The 18,571-nt window shown below is 42.0% G+C and carries 9 protein-coding genes; 1 reads left to right on the forward strand and 8 read right to left on the reverse strand.

Annotation, left to right across the window (positions count from 1 at the left end; all coding sequences use genetic code 11):
- Positions 1 to 5: 5 nt before the first annotated feature.
- Positions 6 to 3,188 (reverse strand): glycoside hydrolase family 2 TIM barrel-domain containing protein, encoded by a 3,183-nt coding sequence (locus J1N10_RS17805; RefSeq protein ID WP_262328089.1) that lies wholly within the window; start codon positions 3,186 to 3,188, stop codon positions 6 to 8.
- Between the two features lie 284 nt (positions 3,189 to 3,472).
- On the opposite strand from J1N10_RS17805, the gene J1N10_RS17810 reads away from it, so the two are divergent.
- Positions 3,473 to 7,597, forward strand: a complete 4,125-nt coding sequence (locus tag J1N10_RS17810; RefSeq protein WP_262328090.1) for a two-component regulator propeller domain-containing protein — start codon at positions 3,473 to 3,475, stop codon at positions 7,595 to 7,597.
- Positions 7,598 to 7,711: 114 nt separating this feature from the next.
- Here J1N10_RS17810 and J1N10_RS17815 read toward each other — a convergent pair whose 3' ends face one another.
- The 7 genes from J1N10_RS17815 to J1N10_RS17845 are packed head-to-tail and all read right to left on the reverse strand — an operon-like array spanning position 7,712 to position 18,511.
- A complete protein-coding gene (locus tag J1N10_RS17815) occupies positions 7,712 to 8,908 on the reverse strand; it encodes a n-acyl-d-glucosamine 2-epimerase (protein WP_262328091.1) in 1,197 nt (398 codons plus the stop codon).
- A gap of 3 nt (positions 8,909 to 8,911) precedes the next feature.
- A complete protein-coding gene (locus J1N10_RS17820; RefSeq protein ID WP_262328092.1) occupies positions 8,912 to 11,563 on the reverse strand; it encodes a sodium:solute symporter family protein in 2,652 nt (883 codons plus the stop codon).
- A gap of 1 nt (position 11,564) precedes the next feature.
- Positions 11,565 to 12,488, reverse strand: a complete 924-nt coding sequence (locus J1N10_RS17825; RefSeq protein WP_262328093.1) for a dihydrodipicolinate synthase family protein — start codon at positions 12,486 to 12,488, stop codon at positions 11,565 to 11,567.
- 56 nt (positions 12,489 to 12,544) lie between these two features.
- Positions 12,545 to 13,228, reverse strand: a complete 684-nt coding sequence (locus tag J1N10_RS17830; protein WP_262328094.1) for a GDSL-type esterase/lipase family protein — start codon at positions 13,226 to 13,228, stop codon at positions 12,545 to 12,547.
- A gap of 6 nt (positions 13,229 to 13,234) precedes the next feature.
- Positions 13,235 to 15,358: a GDSL-type esterase/lipase family protein gene (locus J1N10_RS17835; protein WP_262328095.1), complete on the reverse strand. Its 2,124-nt coding sequence runs from the start codon at positions 15,356 to 15,358 to the stop codon at positions 13,235 to 13,237.
- Positions 15,348 to 17,381: a beta-N-acetylhexosaminidase gene (locus J1N10_RS17840; RefSeq protein WP_262328096.1), complete on the reverse strand. Its 2,034-nt coding sequence runs from the start codon at positions 17,379 to 17,381 to the stop codon at positions 15,348 to 15,350. The genes J1N10_RS17835 and J1N10_RS17840 overlap by 11 nt, the downstream gene beginning before the upstream one ends.
- 14 nt (positions 17,382 to 17,395) lie before the next feature.
- Entirely contained in the window at positions 17,396 to 18,511 is a 1,116-nt protein-coding gene (locus tag J1N10_RS17845; protein ID WP_262328097.1) for a sialidase family protein, read from the reverse strand.
- Positions 18,512 to 18,571: the final 60 nt, after the last annotated feature.

Genomic DNA, 18,571 nt, shown 5'->3' on the forward strand with positions numbered 1-18,571 from the left:
TTATATTATTTAATCACTGATATCTGATAGGAATAGGTATAGTTACCCGGCTGAATCTGGTACTTTTCAATTGTTTTAGATTTTTCTGACCAAGTATTTGTTCCGCCTACTCCAACTTGCAATAGATCCACGTTAAGGGTTAAATGCTGTGCTGTTTTCAGCTCATTAATGTGTTTGGCTGCTTCCAGATTTTCAGCCGACCATGGCCAAACCGAAGTGCTTAATGGTTGTGCCCCTGTAATGCGAATACCTTTGCCTTGTGCATTGGTCAGTTCAATCCATCGTACCTCGGTGTGATTACTGCACTCCTGAGGCGTTACATAGTGATGGATGAAATCTTTAACTGTCCCCTGATGAACATCCAACTCCGCCGAAAATGCCCTGTCATTATAGTTTTCCCATGGTCCTTTACCATAGAACTTCATACTCTGAAGTGATTGGCTAACGTTCAGTTCCGAGCCAATTCTTAAAGGCATCGGTAATTGTCCTTTCATTTCAACAGCCATCTCCACCAACACATTGGCTTGGTTGTCCACATCGTACTTGGTAATCACGCTCAACGAGTCACTATATACCTGCTCCACATATACCCGATAGCATAAAGCTGTACTCTGCTCAACAGAAACTTTCACCTCAGGCTCAACTTTTTTAATATCTTTCCAAAAGCCCGATTGCTTATGTGATTTCCATCCCCGGAAATCATTATCGGTTTGCGGACGCCAGAAGTTCGCCTGAGGACCGGCCTCAATATATCTGTGTCCTTTAACTGCATAGCTCGTCAGCTGACCGGTATTTTTCGACCACTGCACCTCAAATTGTTTGTTGGCAATCGTAATCTGCTCTTCCGTCTGCGTCAATGTCAGTCCTTTATTGCCTTTGGGAGACACATCAGCTGTGCTTTTCTCCGGTGTAACAATGAACTGCTGTTTGGCTACCTCATAGCCTGCTGCTGAATAGGCCGTTTCGTGTTTATGATGCATGCTCACACGTACCACATATTCACTATCATCCTGTAGCTTTATCTTATTTAGAGGCAAGGCCAATTGATGCACCTGGCCTGGCTCAATCACTATATCATTGATGGTGCCTGAACGCAGTTCCTTTCCTTCTTTTGACACCGACCACTTAAAATAGTATTCGTTTGTTGAAATGAAATTGTACAAACTTTCAATGGCAATTTGTCCCTCTTTAACATTAATGCTCTTGAAACGTATGGGCTGAAACACATACTTACATTCTTGCAATTGAGGCTTTACAGAACGATCCGGACCTACAATACCATTGAGGCAGAAATTACCCAGATTAGGTTGATCACCGAAGTCACCACCGTATTTCCAAAAAACTGTTCCATCTTCATCTTCAGCACGAATACCCTGGTCAATCCAGTCCCAAATAAACCCACCCGCAATAATCGGATGCTCGTAAACGATGTCCCAGTACTCTTTTAAATGTCCAAGTGAATTACCCATCGCATGCGCATATTCACACATCACAACGGGCCTCTTTAAATCTGGATTGCTTCCCAATGCTTCCAGCTGTTCCAATGATGGATACATACGACTGAGCATGTCCACATAAGCCGGATCTGTCGGGTTGGCCATCTTTGAATGGTATCTGACACCCCATTCATTTGAGTTAAGTGGGATGTAATCAGGATGTGTTGGAACCCCCTGTGCTCCTTCGTAATGGATCAAACGAGTAGGATCGAAATCGCGAATCCAGCCAGCTGCCGCCGCATGATTAGGTCCACAACCCGATTCGTTACCCAGCGACCATGAGAAAATGGATGCATGGTTTTTGTCGCGCTCCACCATGCGAATCACCCGATCCATAAATGATTGATTCCATGAAGGAGCATTAGCTAGTTTACCACCATAGCCGTGTGACTCAATATTCGCTTCGTCCATCACGTAAATACCATAGCGATCGCACAACTCATACACATATGGATCATTAGGGTAATGCGCTGTACGAACTGCATTCAGGTTGTACAGTTTCATCAATTCAATATCGCGCTTCATCTCTTCACGCGTCATTGTTTTACCACCTGTCTCACTATGGTCGTGACGGTTTACACCTTTTAGCTTTACGGGCTTGCCGTTAACTAAAAAAACACCTTTGTCGCTGTAAGTGTATTCACGAAAACCAACAAAACTGCTGCGCGCCTCAACTACCTTTCCGCCATTATCCAACAGTGTGATAATGGCCTTATACAAGTAAGGATCTTCATCGCTCCAAAGACGTGGCTTATTAATGCGAGCTTCCATCTTTCCGAAATAAACATTATCACGGGCCGGATACCACTCGTTTATAATGCTATTTACTGGTAACTGCATAGCACTGTCCAAAACTGAAGTACCCTTATGATCCAGCAAATTCACTTTCAGCATCCATCCTTTATAGTTACCTTCAGTTACAACCACTTCGGGACGTATCTGAAATAGCGCGCTTTGATAATCATCATCAAGAGGCGTGCGGATGGCAAAGTCATTAACATGAATCTTTGGTTGTGCCATTAGATATACCTCGCGATGAATACCGCTCATACGCCAGTGATCCTGATCTTCGAGGTAACTACCATCAGACCAACGAATCACCTGAACTGCCAGCTTATTCTTTCCCGGCTTAAGATGATTGGTTAAATCAAACTCAGCTGGCAAGCGGCTACCCTGGCTATAGCCAACGTACTCTCCGTTTAACCAGCAATAGAATGCCGATGACACACCTCCAAAATGGATGATCACCTGCTCATCCTCCCATTTCTCAGGTAAGTCGAACTCTTTTACATAAGAACCAACAGGATTTGTCCTGTCGATTAAAGGCGCATTGGGCGTAAACGGATATACTTCATTGGTATAAATAGGTGTTCCGTAACCTTCCATTTCCCAGCATGATGGCACCGAAATAGTCTCCCACAAATGTGCATCATAGTCAGTAGTTACAAAATCAATGGAACTATCTTTACTATCTGGCGTGAAACGGAATTGCCAGTCTCCATTTAATAACTGGATTTCGGACTGCTCCCGATCCATATTTTGAGCAGCGCTCACACTTCTGTATGAGTACGACGTTGCCCTTGCATCCATTTTATTCTCCTGAATAATGTGCTGATTCTCCCACTTATTATTCTGACTGTTGGTTCCCAAAACAATTAATAGCATACATGCTAATAAAACTCCTTTTATCATCTAACGTTATTTTGACAATTGTTTTTGTGTTGAATTCCTCTGTTACAAATTTATTGGGTGATAACACATGGCGTTAGAGGCAAATCCGTCAAAAACCCAAGGTTTTTTGTGCAGTAATAACAAGGATAGATTATTCAATTTATATAGATTATTTAATCAATCCCGAATATTACAACCTGTATATCTGAGACTTATAACACCTACTATTCTAACATCAGCAAACCATTAACGAGCTTAATAGATTTTCGTAATTTTGAACTACACTTTCATAAAAGAAGCTAATAATGCGTTCAAGACTTCTTGCTATTATTATTTTGGGATACTTCATTCAGTATATGACTGCCACTGATTATTCAATTAGTGCAGAGTATATAACTATGCAGGATGGTTTATCGGATAACAATGTTAACGCCATCCTTAAAGATCAGGCTGGATTTATATGGTTTGGTACTTCAGACGGTCTCAATCGTTATGATGGATTCAACATCAAACCCTACTATCCTGAAAAAAGTTCGCTTCATGTACTCAGCTTGTACCAATGTCCCGATGGCTACTTATGGATTGGCTCTCCCAATGGATTGTATGTTTTTGACCCTACTACAGAATCATTCCTGGCGCACATCAAAATCAATCCTGCTCCTGAAGATACTTTTAATTCTATCCCTGTAAATGGAGTTTCAGGCGATTTTAACAAGGGGTTTATTCTATCCACATCTTCGGGACTAGCTATTCTAAAGTTTCCTGATTTTGCCAATAATATTGAAGATTACAATGTTGTATGGCGAAATAAAACCAATAGCCGAGGCCTATTATACGATACTTTTTCCTGCATTGCTAAAGCACCTGATAGCCAAATATGGATGGGTACCAATACCAACATGGTGGTTAGCTACAACCCAACCAACGATCAGTTTCATTCTTTCCCATTAAAACCCTCCAATTCTGGCCATCCAATGTTCATTGTGACCAATCTTTCATTTATTGACAATCATTTGATCATATCCACCATTGGTCATGGTATCTATATCTTAGATACAAATACCAGTAAAATAGAGGTCATCGCCCATCAACCCAATGATAATACGATTATCAGCCACAAAGATGTATACGGTGTTGTGAAGGATTATAGTGGGGACTACTGGATTGCCACCTGGGATGGTTTAGACCAGGTCCACATACTAAATAATAAAAACAGGAGTCAACACTATAATTGGGATCATCCCCTTTTTAAAGATAAACTGGAAAACCGGGTGATTTCGATTTTAGCAGACCCTTCGGGCGTTATCTGGATTGGCACGCACGGTGGTGGTGCAGTTAAAATCAACCTGGAAAAACAGTTTTTTAGCCGTATCCGCTTTAATAGTCTATACGAGGTTAAAAGCTTGAGCTCTGATTTGCAAAACAATCTCTACATAGCACTTTATCATGGGGGAATCAAGAAAACAACTCTTCCACTATCATTAGAGCCGACAAATGGCATTGAACAATTTTCTACCTCCGGCAAAGGAAATAGATTCATTCCTTCAGACATTGTTCTTTCATCGGTTACGGATGAATCTGGGAATATTTGGTTTGGTACATTGGAATCGTCGCTATTGTTTTATCAACCTGAAAAGGATATCGTTCGGGAGATTGAAATCAAACCAGCAAAAAAAGAAAATTGGGAAGGACGAATTCAAGCTTTAACCATTGACAGTCAAGGCCGTTTTTGGTTAGGAACCAGCAATGGCTTAATCCTTTATGATAGAAATAATAATGAGTTTCATCTGACACAAACCAATTCAAAAATTAAGTATCAACTATCGGGCAACAACATCAGGGCCATGATGGAAGATAAGGATAAAGCTCTGTGGATAGGTACAGAAAATGGTCTGAACAAGCTTATCTATCAGCAGCTTGATTCGTTTCGTTTCAATCAGTTCAACGATTTACACACCTCATCCGATATTTTGGGGAATAAAGAGGTGTGGGCACTTCATCAGATGTCGGATGGCCGTATCTGGATTGGTTATAGAAGCGCCCTTGGCTATTACGATGCCATGCATTCAACCATTCACTTTTTTGACAAGCGGGATGGTCTTTGCCATAATTTTGTAGCTTGTTTGACTTCTCAAGCTAATGACTTATGGATTGGGACTAACTCCGGGATTTCAAAATTAAACACCCAAACACAAATATTTACCAACTATTATATTGCCAATAACCTGCGGGCTGTATATAAAACAGCCGATGGACAACTCATCTTTGGCAACAATAAAGGCTTGTTATACTTTCATCCGGATAGTATTCAAAAAAGGGACTATTCAACTCCAGTCTATATCACCGAAATTGAGATACAAAACCATCCTGTCAGTGTGATGGAGACTGTCAATAAGAGAGTTCTACTGACCAAAGCTGCTCCTTATACTTCTGCCATCGAATTACATCATCCGATAAATAGCTTTGCGGTCAACTTCGTTGGATTGTCATACCTCAATCAAAAATCGAATAAATATAAGTACCGTTTGTCAGGCTTTGAAGAAAACTGGACCTCGGTTGATGGAACCCAAGGAACTGTTACCTTCAACAATCTGAGACCAGGTAACTATCGCTTCGAAGTTGTGGCTGCCAACTGCGATGAAGTATGGAATGAACAACCGGCCCAACTAGCCGTCACAATTTATCCGGTCTGGTATGCCAGCTGGTGGGGACAGTTATTGATTGCGACCGCTATCATATTACTTTTAACAGGTTTCTACCGCTACCGGATGAAGCAAATCTACCGGACCAAAGATTTGGAACTGCAGAGTAAAGAGCTGGAACATGAATTGAACATCGCCCGAATAGAAAAGGACAAAGAGCATGAGCTGGCCGAAATGAAATCCCGCTTTTTCACCAATATATCTCATGAGTTACGAACGCCTCTTACATTGATACTGGCACCTGTTAAAGATTTACTAAGAAGTTCATCGCTGCCAGAATTTGCAAAAAACCAGTTGGAGACGGTTCATCAACAGGCCGCACATTTGTACGATTTAATCTCTCAACTGCTCGATTTACGCAAAGTAGAAGTGGGACAAATGCAGATCCAGGCTTCCGAAAATGATATGGTCGGGTTCATTGAAAAGATGACAGAGCGTTTTAAAGCTTTTGCGCAAGTGCGAAATGTACAGCTCATTTTTGGTTCTGATCAATCCACCGCTAAAGTTTGGTTTGATGTTGAAAAGCTGCAAATTGTGGTATCTAACCTACTGTCAAATGCCATAAAATTCTCTCCCGAGAAAAGTACTGTATCCATACATGTCAAATGTAAGAACGACGAATGCCTAATCTCTGTTAAAGATAGCGGCCCCGGGATTCCTAAATCTGAACACGAGAAAATTTTTGGACGCTTCTATCAGCTTCAAAATCAAGCAGTCAAAGATATTAGTGGCTCAGGTATTGGCCTTTCTCTCGTCAAGGAGCTTGTGCAACTGCATCATGGAAGCATTGCTGTCGAAAGTAAACCGGGCAAAGGAGCGGAATTTACTATAATATTGCCATTGGGACATCTGCATTTGAGCGATGCTGAAAAAGGAGAAAGCCAAACCACAAAAGAGCCTTTGATTCCTGAAGCCACAAAGCAACCAGCAACATCTATTGTACAAGATGAAGAGCCCAATAGTTTTAAAGTACTGATTGTTGAGGATCATGAGGAATTGCGCCAATATTTAGGCTCTTTTCTTGGAAGCAAGTATGCCATCCAACATGCTGCTAATGGAAAAGAAGCTTTAAAACAGATTGAAAAAGAACAGCCGGACCTAATCATTACTGATGTGATGATGCCCTTAATGGACGGACACCAACTCTGCGAGGCAATTAAAACAGACGACAATCTTTGCCACATTCCAGTGATAATGCTCACGGCTAAAAGTGAAGAAAGTGATATACTGGAAGGATTGGAAACAGGTGCCGACGACTATATTACGAAACCATTCACTTCGGAAATTCTATTAACAAAAGTTGATAACTTACTAAGAACCAGAGCTCATTTAAAGCAATATTACAGTCAAAAAGTCACCTTATCACCATCTAATATAGAGATAGAACCTCAGAATGAACTGTTTATCAGACAGGCGATTGAAATCGTTGAGAAAAACCTGACCAATCCAATGTTTAATTCCGTTATGTTAGCTGAAAAGCTTAATATGAGTCAACCCACTCTTTATCGTCGAATTAAAACCTTTACCGGTGATAACATTAACACATTTATCCGTTCCATCCGAATCAGGTATGCGGCTCAATTATTGAAATCGGGGAATTATTCGGTTAGCGAAACGGCCTCCAAAGTTGGCTTTAATGACGCTGCTTATTTTCGTAAATGCTTTGTAGAACAGTTTAGCACAACACCATCGAAGTATAAAGGGGATAACACATCAAGCATACAATAGCAAAATGATGTACCATTGCATACAATCCTCTTGAGGTAAACTTAATTGGCAATAGACGCTTGACAAGAAAGGCCGGTAACAACCGGCCTCAAAAATCTATACAAACAGGAAATACTATTTCCTATCATTAATACGTTCCAAAGTTTGTAAACAATACATCAAACCTCTGGGCACATGAAAGCAACCTTTCCACTTGCCGCCTTTTAATGGCAACAATACTTTTCCTTCGCGGTTCAGGTAACCAAACCACTCACCATGCTCCGGATCTGAAAAGTGATTCAAGGCATAATCATGAACTTTTTCAAACCACTCCCAGCAGGCTTCATTCCCGGTGTGGTAATAGCCTTTTAGCAATGCCACCAAAGTCTCCAGATGTACCCACCAAAGCTTCTGATCCCACTCAAGCTGTTGCGTTGGATGGCCCTTTAAATCCATGAAATAAAAGACACCTCCATGTTCATTATCCCAGCCATATTCCAAGGTATCTAAGGTGATTTTTACGGCTTTCTCAATCAATTCCGGACGATTCAGTTTTTCACCCAAATCCATCATAAACCACATGGCTTCGATGGCATGCCCCGGATTCAATAAGCGCCCCTCGAAGCAATCGACGAACTGTCCTTCCGGACTCACATTTTCCAAAACAAGCCCCTTTTCTGGAAAATAGAACTCATTCATCACCTCATGAATGATTTTGTCCAATGTTTCCTGAATTAACTCCTGCGGTAATAAGGATTCTATTTCCAGTGCCAGATTGGATAAAATCATGGGCAATGCAAAATTCTTTAGTACCCTTGTTTCAGGATACGCTTTATTGTAGGTTCCTTTGGGATTATCCTGACGTTTTAGAATTGAGTAAAACGTATCCCGGGCCAGCTGACCATATTCCTCATCTCCTGTCGCCTTGTATAACTGGCCAAACGCCATTGTTGCAAAGCAATCCGAAAAAATATTGTATGGTTGAACCAATGGCTCTCCTTGCTGATTCAGTGAGAAATACCATTGCCCTTTCTCATCTACGCCATGCTTCTGCAAAAAACGGGCACCATGCAAGGCCATTTCAATCCACTCTTCCCTTTGTTCGTAGCTATTGTACAATTTAGCAAACTGCCACACCTCCCGGGCCTGCAACCAGATAAACTTGTCGGTATCATATACCTCTCCTTCTCTGGTCAGACAGGTAAAATAACCACCATGAGTTGTGTCTTTTGAGTGCTTCATCCAGAAAGGAATCACACTACCCTCCAATTCATTCCGATATTGGTTGATTAATTGCTCTATGCGTTCTTTACTAACTTTTCTATTATTCATCACTTAATTCTTTTCCCGGTTCTTTTTAATTCCTTCATAAACTAACTGACTTTCTACAGATTTAGCAGGCCAGATAAAACTTAATAGCCATCCTACCAACACACTCACTGAAATGCCGGCTGCACCATACAACAGAAACGACATATCGGAAGCATTACGCAGATAAAGTAAAGCCACCAAACCAACTGCAACACCAATTAAGGCTGCTATACCAGAAATATGCTTAAAGAAGATACCCATCATAAAGAAAGCGGCTAATCCTCCGGTTAATAATCCCAGGAAGGTATTGAACTGATCCCATAATGAAGCAATATCCCAGGTGGCTAATACCAAAGCCATGCCTATACCTAACACACCAACGATAATACCGGACCAGCGCGCCACCAGCAAGGTACTTTGGGTAGACACATTCAATTTCAGCACTTTGTAAAAATCAGATGTAACCACGGCCGCTACCGAGTTAATGTTGGATGACAAGGTGGACATGGCTGCAGCAAAAACTGCTGCAATCAGCAGACCAGCCAGGCCAGCCGGCATCTCACTCACGATAAAATGCGGAAAGACGGCATCCAATTTTGGAATCGTTATAGAAATTGCTTCAGGATTGGATGTATAGAAGGCGTATAAACCAGTTCCTAACAGGAAGAATATAATCGATACCGGCACACTTATAATTCCATTTAACCAGATACTTCGGGCAGTAGCACGCTCATCTTTGGTAGTCATATAACGTTGTACCACTGACTGGTCACTTGTATAGGCAATCAGGCAATTAGAAAAGCCGCCCAAAAGTACCACCCACATAACCGGTTTAGACCAATCCAGGCTGGTATCAAACAAAAACAACTTATCCTGATCAAGCGATAATTGAATGAAACCATCCAAACCGCCATCCACTCCGCCAATCATAAAGGCCAACGCAAATAGAGCTCCTGCCATCAAGATGAATCCCTGTATCACGTCACCCCATACAACAGCCTCAATACCGCCACTGGTGCAGTACACAATTGTGACCACACCCATGATTATGATGGACCAGTAAACGCTAAAACCAGTTACTGTATGCAATGCTAGCGACGGCAAAAACAATACAATGGCAATGCGCGTAATCATAAACAAGATAAACAACACCGAAGCGACCCAGCGCACTGTTCGGTTAAAACGCATCTCCAGGTATTCATAGGCAGTCCCAATATTTAAACGCCTGAAAAACGGCAGGTAATAACGAATAATGACCGGCACCACCATGATAATGGTAAAGTTGAATATCAGCATACGCCAATCGGTAGCATAGGCTTTAGCCGGAATGGCAATAAAAGTAATGGCACTTAAGGTAGTAGCAAAAATACTGATACCAGCTGCCCACCATGGAATACGACCACCTGCTTTAAAAAAGTCCTGATCATCGCCTTCACGCTTCATGAAATAGAAACCTAGTAGCAACATCGCTATGAAGTAGAGTACCAACACGAGGTAATTCAACCAGCCAAATCCGCCATTCGATTCAAAATCCAACGCAATAACCTGGTCAGTGCGAATACCCGGGCGAATCTCGCCTGAAGGCACCAGCACTTTATTTTTCCAAATGACAGCTGAAGTTACAGCCGGAGCATTACTATCCAACTCTCCGGCACTAAACCAGCTGTCAGTAATGGTATTATAAACTAATATTTCTTTATTGAATCCACTGTGGTTTAACCATAACTGATTGCGTTCCTGCAATGCTTTTTGACGAACAGAATCATTATCCGAAGTCATCTTTCTAATAGCTTTTTCAACCCGGTTAAATACATCACCACTGTCACCTCCCACGATAACGATATGTGAAGCCCCCATCTTAACACCAGCTGCTGCAGCCAATTTCATGGAAGTTTGCCCTCCTATCGTAATCGGATTCTTTTGTTCCCATTTCTGCTGAGATGGGATGTACTTCCATACTTCACTACTGAAGGTGGTGATGAACTCCCCTTCCTGCTTGTACCGTCCACCTATCACATATAAACACTGCTCATTGCCATCCATTTGGCTTTCCACAACAACATTGGTAATGCCATGCGGCAATCCGGCTTGCATCCGCCAGCCTTTTTCTTGTGCATCCAAATTTAACACTAATAGTTGTGTGTTATAGCCTTGAGGGGTCATGCCCCCAATGATGAATACCTCACGACCTATAACGGCCATCCCATGATCTTTCAGCGGAAATGGCAGTTTGGTAAAAGGCAAAATTTCAGTAGTCCGATTCGTTACTTTGATAAGAGATGCTTCAGCCAATATTCCCTTTTCATTGGCTCCACCTGTGCATAGAATTCCTTCTGGCAAAGACACAGCTGCTCCTCCTGCAGCTGATTCAGGCAACTGATTTTTATCTAAATGCCAGGTGAATTGCCCGTTTTCTTCCCACCCCAATAATACCTCATTGGAATATTGTTTTTGACCATCTTCCCATGGTTTGGCATCTGGAAAAGCAGAACCTCCTGCCAGCACTACTACATCGTTATGTTGACCTATAAAGGCACCGGCCCAACCTTGATGTGGATGACCTTTCCCAATGGCAGGTAAAACATCCAACGCTGACTGAGTCAGATACTGCTGAGCCCTTACAGAACCTAACAGCAGTGCTAACACAAATAGTAAAATTGATGCAATATATCTCATGCTACTCTCCTTTTGAAAACAACGCTTCCATTTCCAGCGCTTTCACATCCTGAACAAATTGCTGATACGCTTCATCAGTCATGGCTTTAACCGGCAAACGGAATCCGCCGCATTCAATGCCAACATAGCGCATAAATGCCTTACCTGTGCCAATGCCTCCATATTTCCCCAATAATCGAATCATATCGATGGATTGCTGTTGCAATTGACGGGCTTCCTTAATTTCCCCTTTCTGGTAAGCTGCCATAAGCTGATGATAAAGAGGAGCTGCATAATTAAAGGTGCTTCCGACACTACCTTCCGCCCCCAAAACCAAAGCAGAAAGCATATTTTCATCTCTTCCCCACAGCATATCGTACTGCCCATCGGCAAAGTGCAGACATGAGAGGTAATCCATGAAATCCTCATGTGTGTATTTAATTCCGGCAAAATTTGGCATCTGACCATGCAGTTCTTTCAACAAGTCAATCATGGCAAATCCAACGCCGGTCAATACCGGGATATGATAGAAATATACCGGTAATTCAGGTACGGCCTGTCCGATCATTTTTACAAACTCAGCCAACTGCTTGACGGTTGGCGGCTTGAAGTAAAAAGGTGCTAGTATGGCGATGGCATCAACGCCTACTGACTGTGAATGTTTGGCTAGCTCAATGCATTCCTGATAAGACGTTCCTCCCACTAAATTAATCAGCTTCATAGGCGAAGCATCCTGCTTAATTTCATTGGCCCAGGCTTCAGCCACCTGCTTGCGCTCCTGCGTTGTTTGTGACACCCCTTCACCGGTACTTCCGTTAATAAACGCACCGGCCACGCCATTTTGTTTCAAAAATTGGTAGTAAGAAGGAATAATATTCAAATTAATGGCACCATCAGCCGTCATTGGCGTGAAAGGCGCTGCTACAAGTCCTTTAATCTTTTCCATCGTTAATTATATCTGTTCGTTTTATCTCTCTTTTTAATAAGCAGCCAATAACTACATCATTTAAAATATGGCTTAATATTATTGGCCCACAGCAAATAGCCTTCACCATTCAGATGCAGCCCATCATTGGTGTATGAAGGATTCATCAGGTTGTCAGCGGTATTTTTAAAGTGTGAAAACAGGTCAATAAATTCAGCCGGCTCATGTTCGCACCACTTGACCAGCTGTTCATTTATCCAAAGAATGTCATCGGTTTTGGAGCAATGTCCGGTAAACTTTCCGAAATCAGGATTCACCGGCAGGATGCTCTGAATATATACTTTCGTTTTAGGTGATTGCTCATTTATTACCTGAGCTATTCGGCAAATATTAGCGTAAATGGTATCGTTAGAAATACCACGAGCCAAGTCATTAACACCAATCAGTAAAAACACTTTGGCTGGTTTCGATTCGGTTACTTCGGCCAATCGATACAGCACGCCTTCAGTAATATCGCCACTTATTCCACGGTTTTTCGCTCGCTTATTCTGCAATAACTCGCTCCACTCGCAACCGTCAGTAATACTGTTCCCCAGGAAAATGATTTCCTTTTTAGTATTCGGGAGTATTTCAAACAATGTCTTTCGTTGCTGGTAATAGGTACCAAAACGTGACTCCTGTGCCAACCCCTTCACAGTTGTCAGTATAATCATTAAGCCCAGCATGCTGAACCATTGGCTGTCTATTGAATTGCGTATCATCGTCAGTTATTTAGTCTTGCTATCAAATGGAGCATCTATTCGGAAAGTAGAAACCGGAGTTCCGTTTTCATTGGTCAAATTAGCCTGAGAATAAGGCTTCCAGGCATATCGAATTGCATTAACCGATTTATTGTCAGTTTTAATGACAAGGGTATTTCTCTTAAGAGTTGCATCAGCCGGATGAAATATACCATCCTCACCGGCTACCTCCAGTTCCTTTATTTTTTCTCCATCTGCAGTTTGGAGCTTTTGCGTATGATTAAAAACAATTTCTATTCGATCCTTACCTGCATTCACGCTCTCAATCTCCACATTTCCAAATGGCACATCATTTTCTCCATAAACCTCACGTAAAGCTGTATTAGCAAATCGTTCGGCCACCGGATACTTATTCTTAGGGTGCACATCCGTTTTATTCCCCCAATCGCTGGTCACCACCATAGACACATGTGGCAGCTGTTGAGCCAATCGTCGCTGACTATCACGAAAATGTGGCCAGCTTGGTCTGTTCAAGGATGATAGTTGTGCAAATAGAATTGGTAAATCCGGTTGGTTCCAGCCATCGCGCCAGGATTGAACCATTGTGGGAAACAACACTTCATGCAATTCCACATTATGGGCATTGGATTCTCCCTGGTACCACAAAATGCCCTTTATAGCCAGACCTTCAATCTTACTAATTCCTGATTCATATAAATAAGCCGGTTGATACGGATGACGCTGAAAAGCTGATTTTGCACCCTGAATATTTACTCCTCCACGTTCACGGCACCATTGCATGGTATGGTCGTTATTTTGCCAGTCGTATAGCATATTCACCAATTGCGGGTGGTGTTCCAACGTTTTCCTGTCAATCCAGGCTTCAGTCGGACTTCCTCCAACTGCTAACTGTATCAAACCAATAGGTACATTAAGCTCTTGCTCCAACTGAGTTCCAAAGTACCATCCGATAGCCGAAAAATCAGCTACAGACTGATTATTTGCCAGCTCCCATTTTCCTGATAGATACTCCAACTCATTCACCCTTTGTAAGGTGATGGAATCCCAGGATGTATTATTTGTTTCAGCCAATGGATGATAATTCATCAAACGGATATTGTCGGGTAATACTTGATTTAAAGCTTCTGAACCTCTATTGGATTGCTTTACCTTAAATGCCATATTAGACTGGCCGGAACATAACCATACATCACCTAACATGACATCCTTGATAGTAATTTGTTTCGTTTCTGTTTTAATAGTCAGAGCATAAGGTCCACCCCATTGCATTGACGGTAATTCGACTTCCCATTTTCCGTCGAATCCAGTTTCAACCTCAATACTGATGTCGTTAAATTGAACTGTAATACGCTCACCCCTATTAGCCGTTCCCCATATCGGAATCAACGCATCGCGTTGCAAAACCATATGATCGCTGAACACTGAGGCCACTTTCAAACCACCAAAATCGCCTGTAATGTGTTGATAGGCCAACTTGGCCATCATTGTTGCCCCCTCTTTAGTTGGATGTAAGGCATCCGGGAACAGATCTGGTCGTGCATGCAATGGCGTATGCCAATCGATAAGCCGCGCATTCCAGTTTCTTGCTACTTGCTCAATTGTTGCCTGAATCTGCCAAAACCAATCGCGCGTTCCAGAGTTGAATCGTGGATGCGTCTGAAAAATGGGCGTCATGCGGCCAATCCATATCTCAGGCATCGAACCATCTGCTTTCCGAAAGCTTTCCAACAATGCACTATAGTCTTCGATGAAATCGTCACTATAGTTAGGCCAATTGCGTGGATCCGTATCGTTCAATCCCAATGAAACAATTAATATATCAGGCTGAAAAGCAACAGCATCCTGAAACTCCTCTTGCTCCATATACGGACGATGTCCTTTACGCAGCAAGGTCGCGCCGCTCTTACCAAAATTGCCAACTTCGTAATCCTCTCCTAACAAAGCTTGCAGTTGAGCGGGGTAACTATTCGTTTCACGCTGCTCAATATGGTAGCCAAATGTCACACTATTGCCTACACATGCCACTTTAGTTTTTTGAGCATAGCCGGCTGATTCAAAAATCAATAACAGAATGGCCAGCATGCTTAATTTCAGCTTCCAATTGATTCTATATCCCTCTCTATTTCTCATATTCAACTGTTTTAAAATCCTTATCAGGTGAATAAACAATATTATCAAGAGCCTGATGACCATCTGTCGTCACCAGCACTGCATTAAACATCCACTTAACCAATCGCACTTCCGGTGATGTAAATTCGCCTATCGGTAATTTCAGTAATAATTTGTTCCAGCCCTTATTTAACTGCACCTGCATTGGAGGACGTCCCTCCCAATTTTCATTTCGCAAGGATATCTCGTTGGATTTTACGGTATGTGTGTTTTCCCAAACAGGCGGCTGAATCTCTTCATCATTCAGCCAAATACGACTTTCTTTGTAATCCCATTTCCCCTGAGGTGGTGGCAAGTCTTTTTCTGACCGTCCATAATTTTGGAACCGCACGTAAATACCTGCTTCCTGTTGAATGGGCGAATAAACCCGGGTGTATGCATAAGCCGTGTGATTCGGCTGAGGATTAGCATAAAAACCGGGAATTAATGTTCCCCAAACATGACGCAGGTATATTCCGGCACCGGTTGCCTCATGCGTTGAATAGACATCATCCTGATATTCATACGATTTTTGCAACTTCTTCTCCGGTGGAAATACCTGTGATAAATTCCCATTATTAGGAAAAGCATCAGTTATGCGCCATTTTATATTGGTTTGTTTCACATAAGCAAAAGGCTCTTCACTAAAAACATGCGTTTTAAAGTGAAGCATGCGTTCTTCAAAATCGTTAAACGCATTGAATTCTTCACTATTAACAGCACCCAATAAAGTACCTTGCTCATAGAAGTACTTGTCTCGTCCTCCTTGCCAAGTAGATTCGGCTAATGCCAGCATAGCCGGATAAAAACCATTCTGAGCAATCACCTGTTTTGTTTCATCCACAAAACGGTCATTCCAAATGGCGACAATCGAACCGGCAACATCTGCGCTACCCTCACTAACGCCTGCCACATTACTATGGTATAAGGCTATGATATCCGCAAACGTATCGAAATGATTAATATAATGCAGCCTCGAATCAATGGCCGGAATACCTTGATGTAATTGACCTCGCGAGCTCCACATCTGAATCATATCAATTTCACCGACCTGGTAATGCCAACCCGGATTCCAGCTGATTACTTTTTTGCCTTTATCTCGGATATAGGCCACCATCTCCGGCACAAAATCCGGATTAGTAAATTTCACCTCATCCGTACCAATATGCAAATAAGGTACATCTGCAAACACCTCGCACACTTCATCCATCAACTGTTTGAGTAGCTTCATGCCTTCAGGAGATTGCATATCGTGACCTAATGCACGAGTAAAAGCCGCACTGTGCCCAGGCATATCAATTTCGGGAATCAATAACACATGATGCTCCTGGCAAAATTTCACCAAGTCTTTGGCTTCTTCAATGGTGTAGTATTTCCCTGCCTGACGTCCAAAATTGGAACTATCATTCAACTGTGGAAAAACTTTACTTTCCAGTCGCCAGGCGATGTCTTCTGTCAGGTGCCAGTGAAAGACATTGATCTTGAATTGTGACAGCAATGCAATTTGTTTCTTCAATTCCTGGACGGGAATATAACTGCGCCCTACATCGTGCATAAAACCACGAATTTTGAATGCCGGCCAGTCAACAATGTGGCAACTAGGTGCGATAAATTCAGCTCCCTGTTTGACCACCAATTGATTTAGCGTTTGAAAAGCCCTGTAAACACCTGTTTTTGTAACTGCCTTAATAGAAATATTAGTCGTATTAATAGTAAGATGATAAGCTTCATCCTGATTAAGTGGAACATCCTGCAATGCATCAACCATCTTTATTTCAAGATGCATATCGCTCTCCGACTCAATCGCACAACCCAGCTCATTAAGCTGCTGATGTACCATTTTCATTAAAGAATCAGGCACACTTAACGTTGTACTAGCCAAATTAACAAATCCATCTTTCCACTCCACTTTTTGAGGGAATGGCAGTAAAGCTGGTCTCTCGTACTGTGCATACACAAGTTGCAGCACAAAGCAACTCAAGGTGAATAACAAAGCTCTCTTCATCCCAATGGTATTGCCTATTTAGTAACTGAGTCTTTACCATCGGTCAGCCATTCGAGTGAGAAGCTGACAAAAGGATTTTCTTTATGCCCATCTTTTTCGAAGAATACGGCGATATCGCCATTTTCGAGTACCGTCAATGATGAATAGGCTGAACCTCCTTCATAGATTGTTTTACCTTCTGTCCATGTTTTACCTTCATCGTAGCTAACTCGTACCGTCATGTTCACACGCCCTTCTTTACTATTCGCATTACTAAATAACAGACGATTTTTATCGTCGCCATTTTTTACCGATGAATAGCGAATAATGGATGCATTACAAGCCGGATCAATGAGTGTGGTATCGGGATGGCTCTCCCACGATAGTCCCTCATTATCTGATATATGTACGTAACGATGTCCCAGTTTTTGAACACGGCTGTTAATCATCCATCGCCCATCGGCCAACTGAACAATTTTTGATTCATTAAAGGGTTTGATGGCATTATCGATGACAAACCATGATTTACCATGATCCTTTGAACCAAAGACATGTCCGCCTTTTTGCAGGTTAACAATGGTGTGTAGAAGCGTTCCATCAGCAGTTTGAATACCTCTTCCTGAGGTGATGAACTTAAAGTCCTTTTCCCATCCGTCCAATGCAATTTGTGATGTAATGTCTTCAGGTTCGCTCCACGTTATTCCATTATCCGAACTTTTCACTACATGAAAATAGTACACGTCCTTCTCCTTATCCAGATCCATAAAATTGTAAAAGAGGAAGATTTCACCAGTCACTTCATCAACAATCATGGATGGATCTGAAGCTGACTGTCCCAATGGAAAGTCCACCACGGTTTCAATATCAGACCAGGTCTTTCCGTTGTCGACGCTACGACGAAGAACAATGTTAATATCGCGGCTCCATTTCAGGTCGCCACAAGAAGGCACACGCTCATCTATAGCTGCAATTAAATTGCCATTTGGCGCGGTTACTAACGCCGGAATACGATAACAGGCCACGCTTTCGTTTGCTGTAGCATTAAAAAGGTTAATATTATTGACAATGGTACTGTTTTTGGCTTTGTTAGCTGACTGACCACATGCATTGATTGCCAGCAACACCAGAGCAAATGTTAATATTTTATTCATTGTAATTGATTTTAGAGAGAATTGCTAATTACGATTTTCTTCTCGTTACTATTTAATACC

Source organism: Carboxylicivirga litoralis (assembly GCF_025499605.1).
Taxonomy (GTDB): Bacteria; Bacteroidota; Bacteroidia; order Bacteroidales; family Marinilabiliaceae; genus Carboxylicivirga; species Carboxylicivirga litoralis.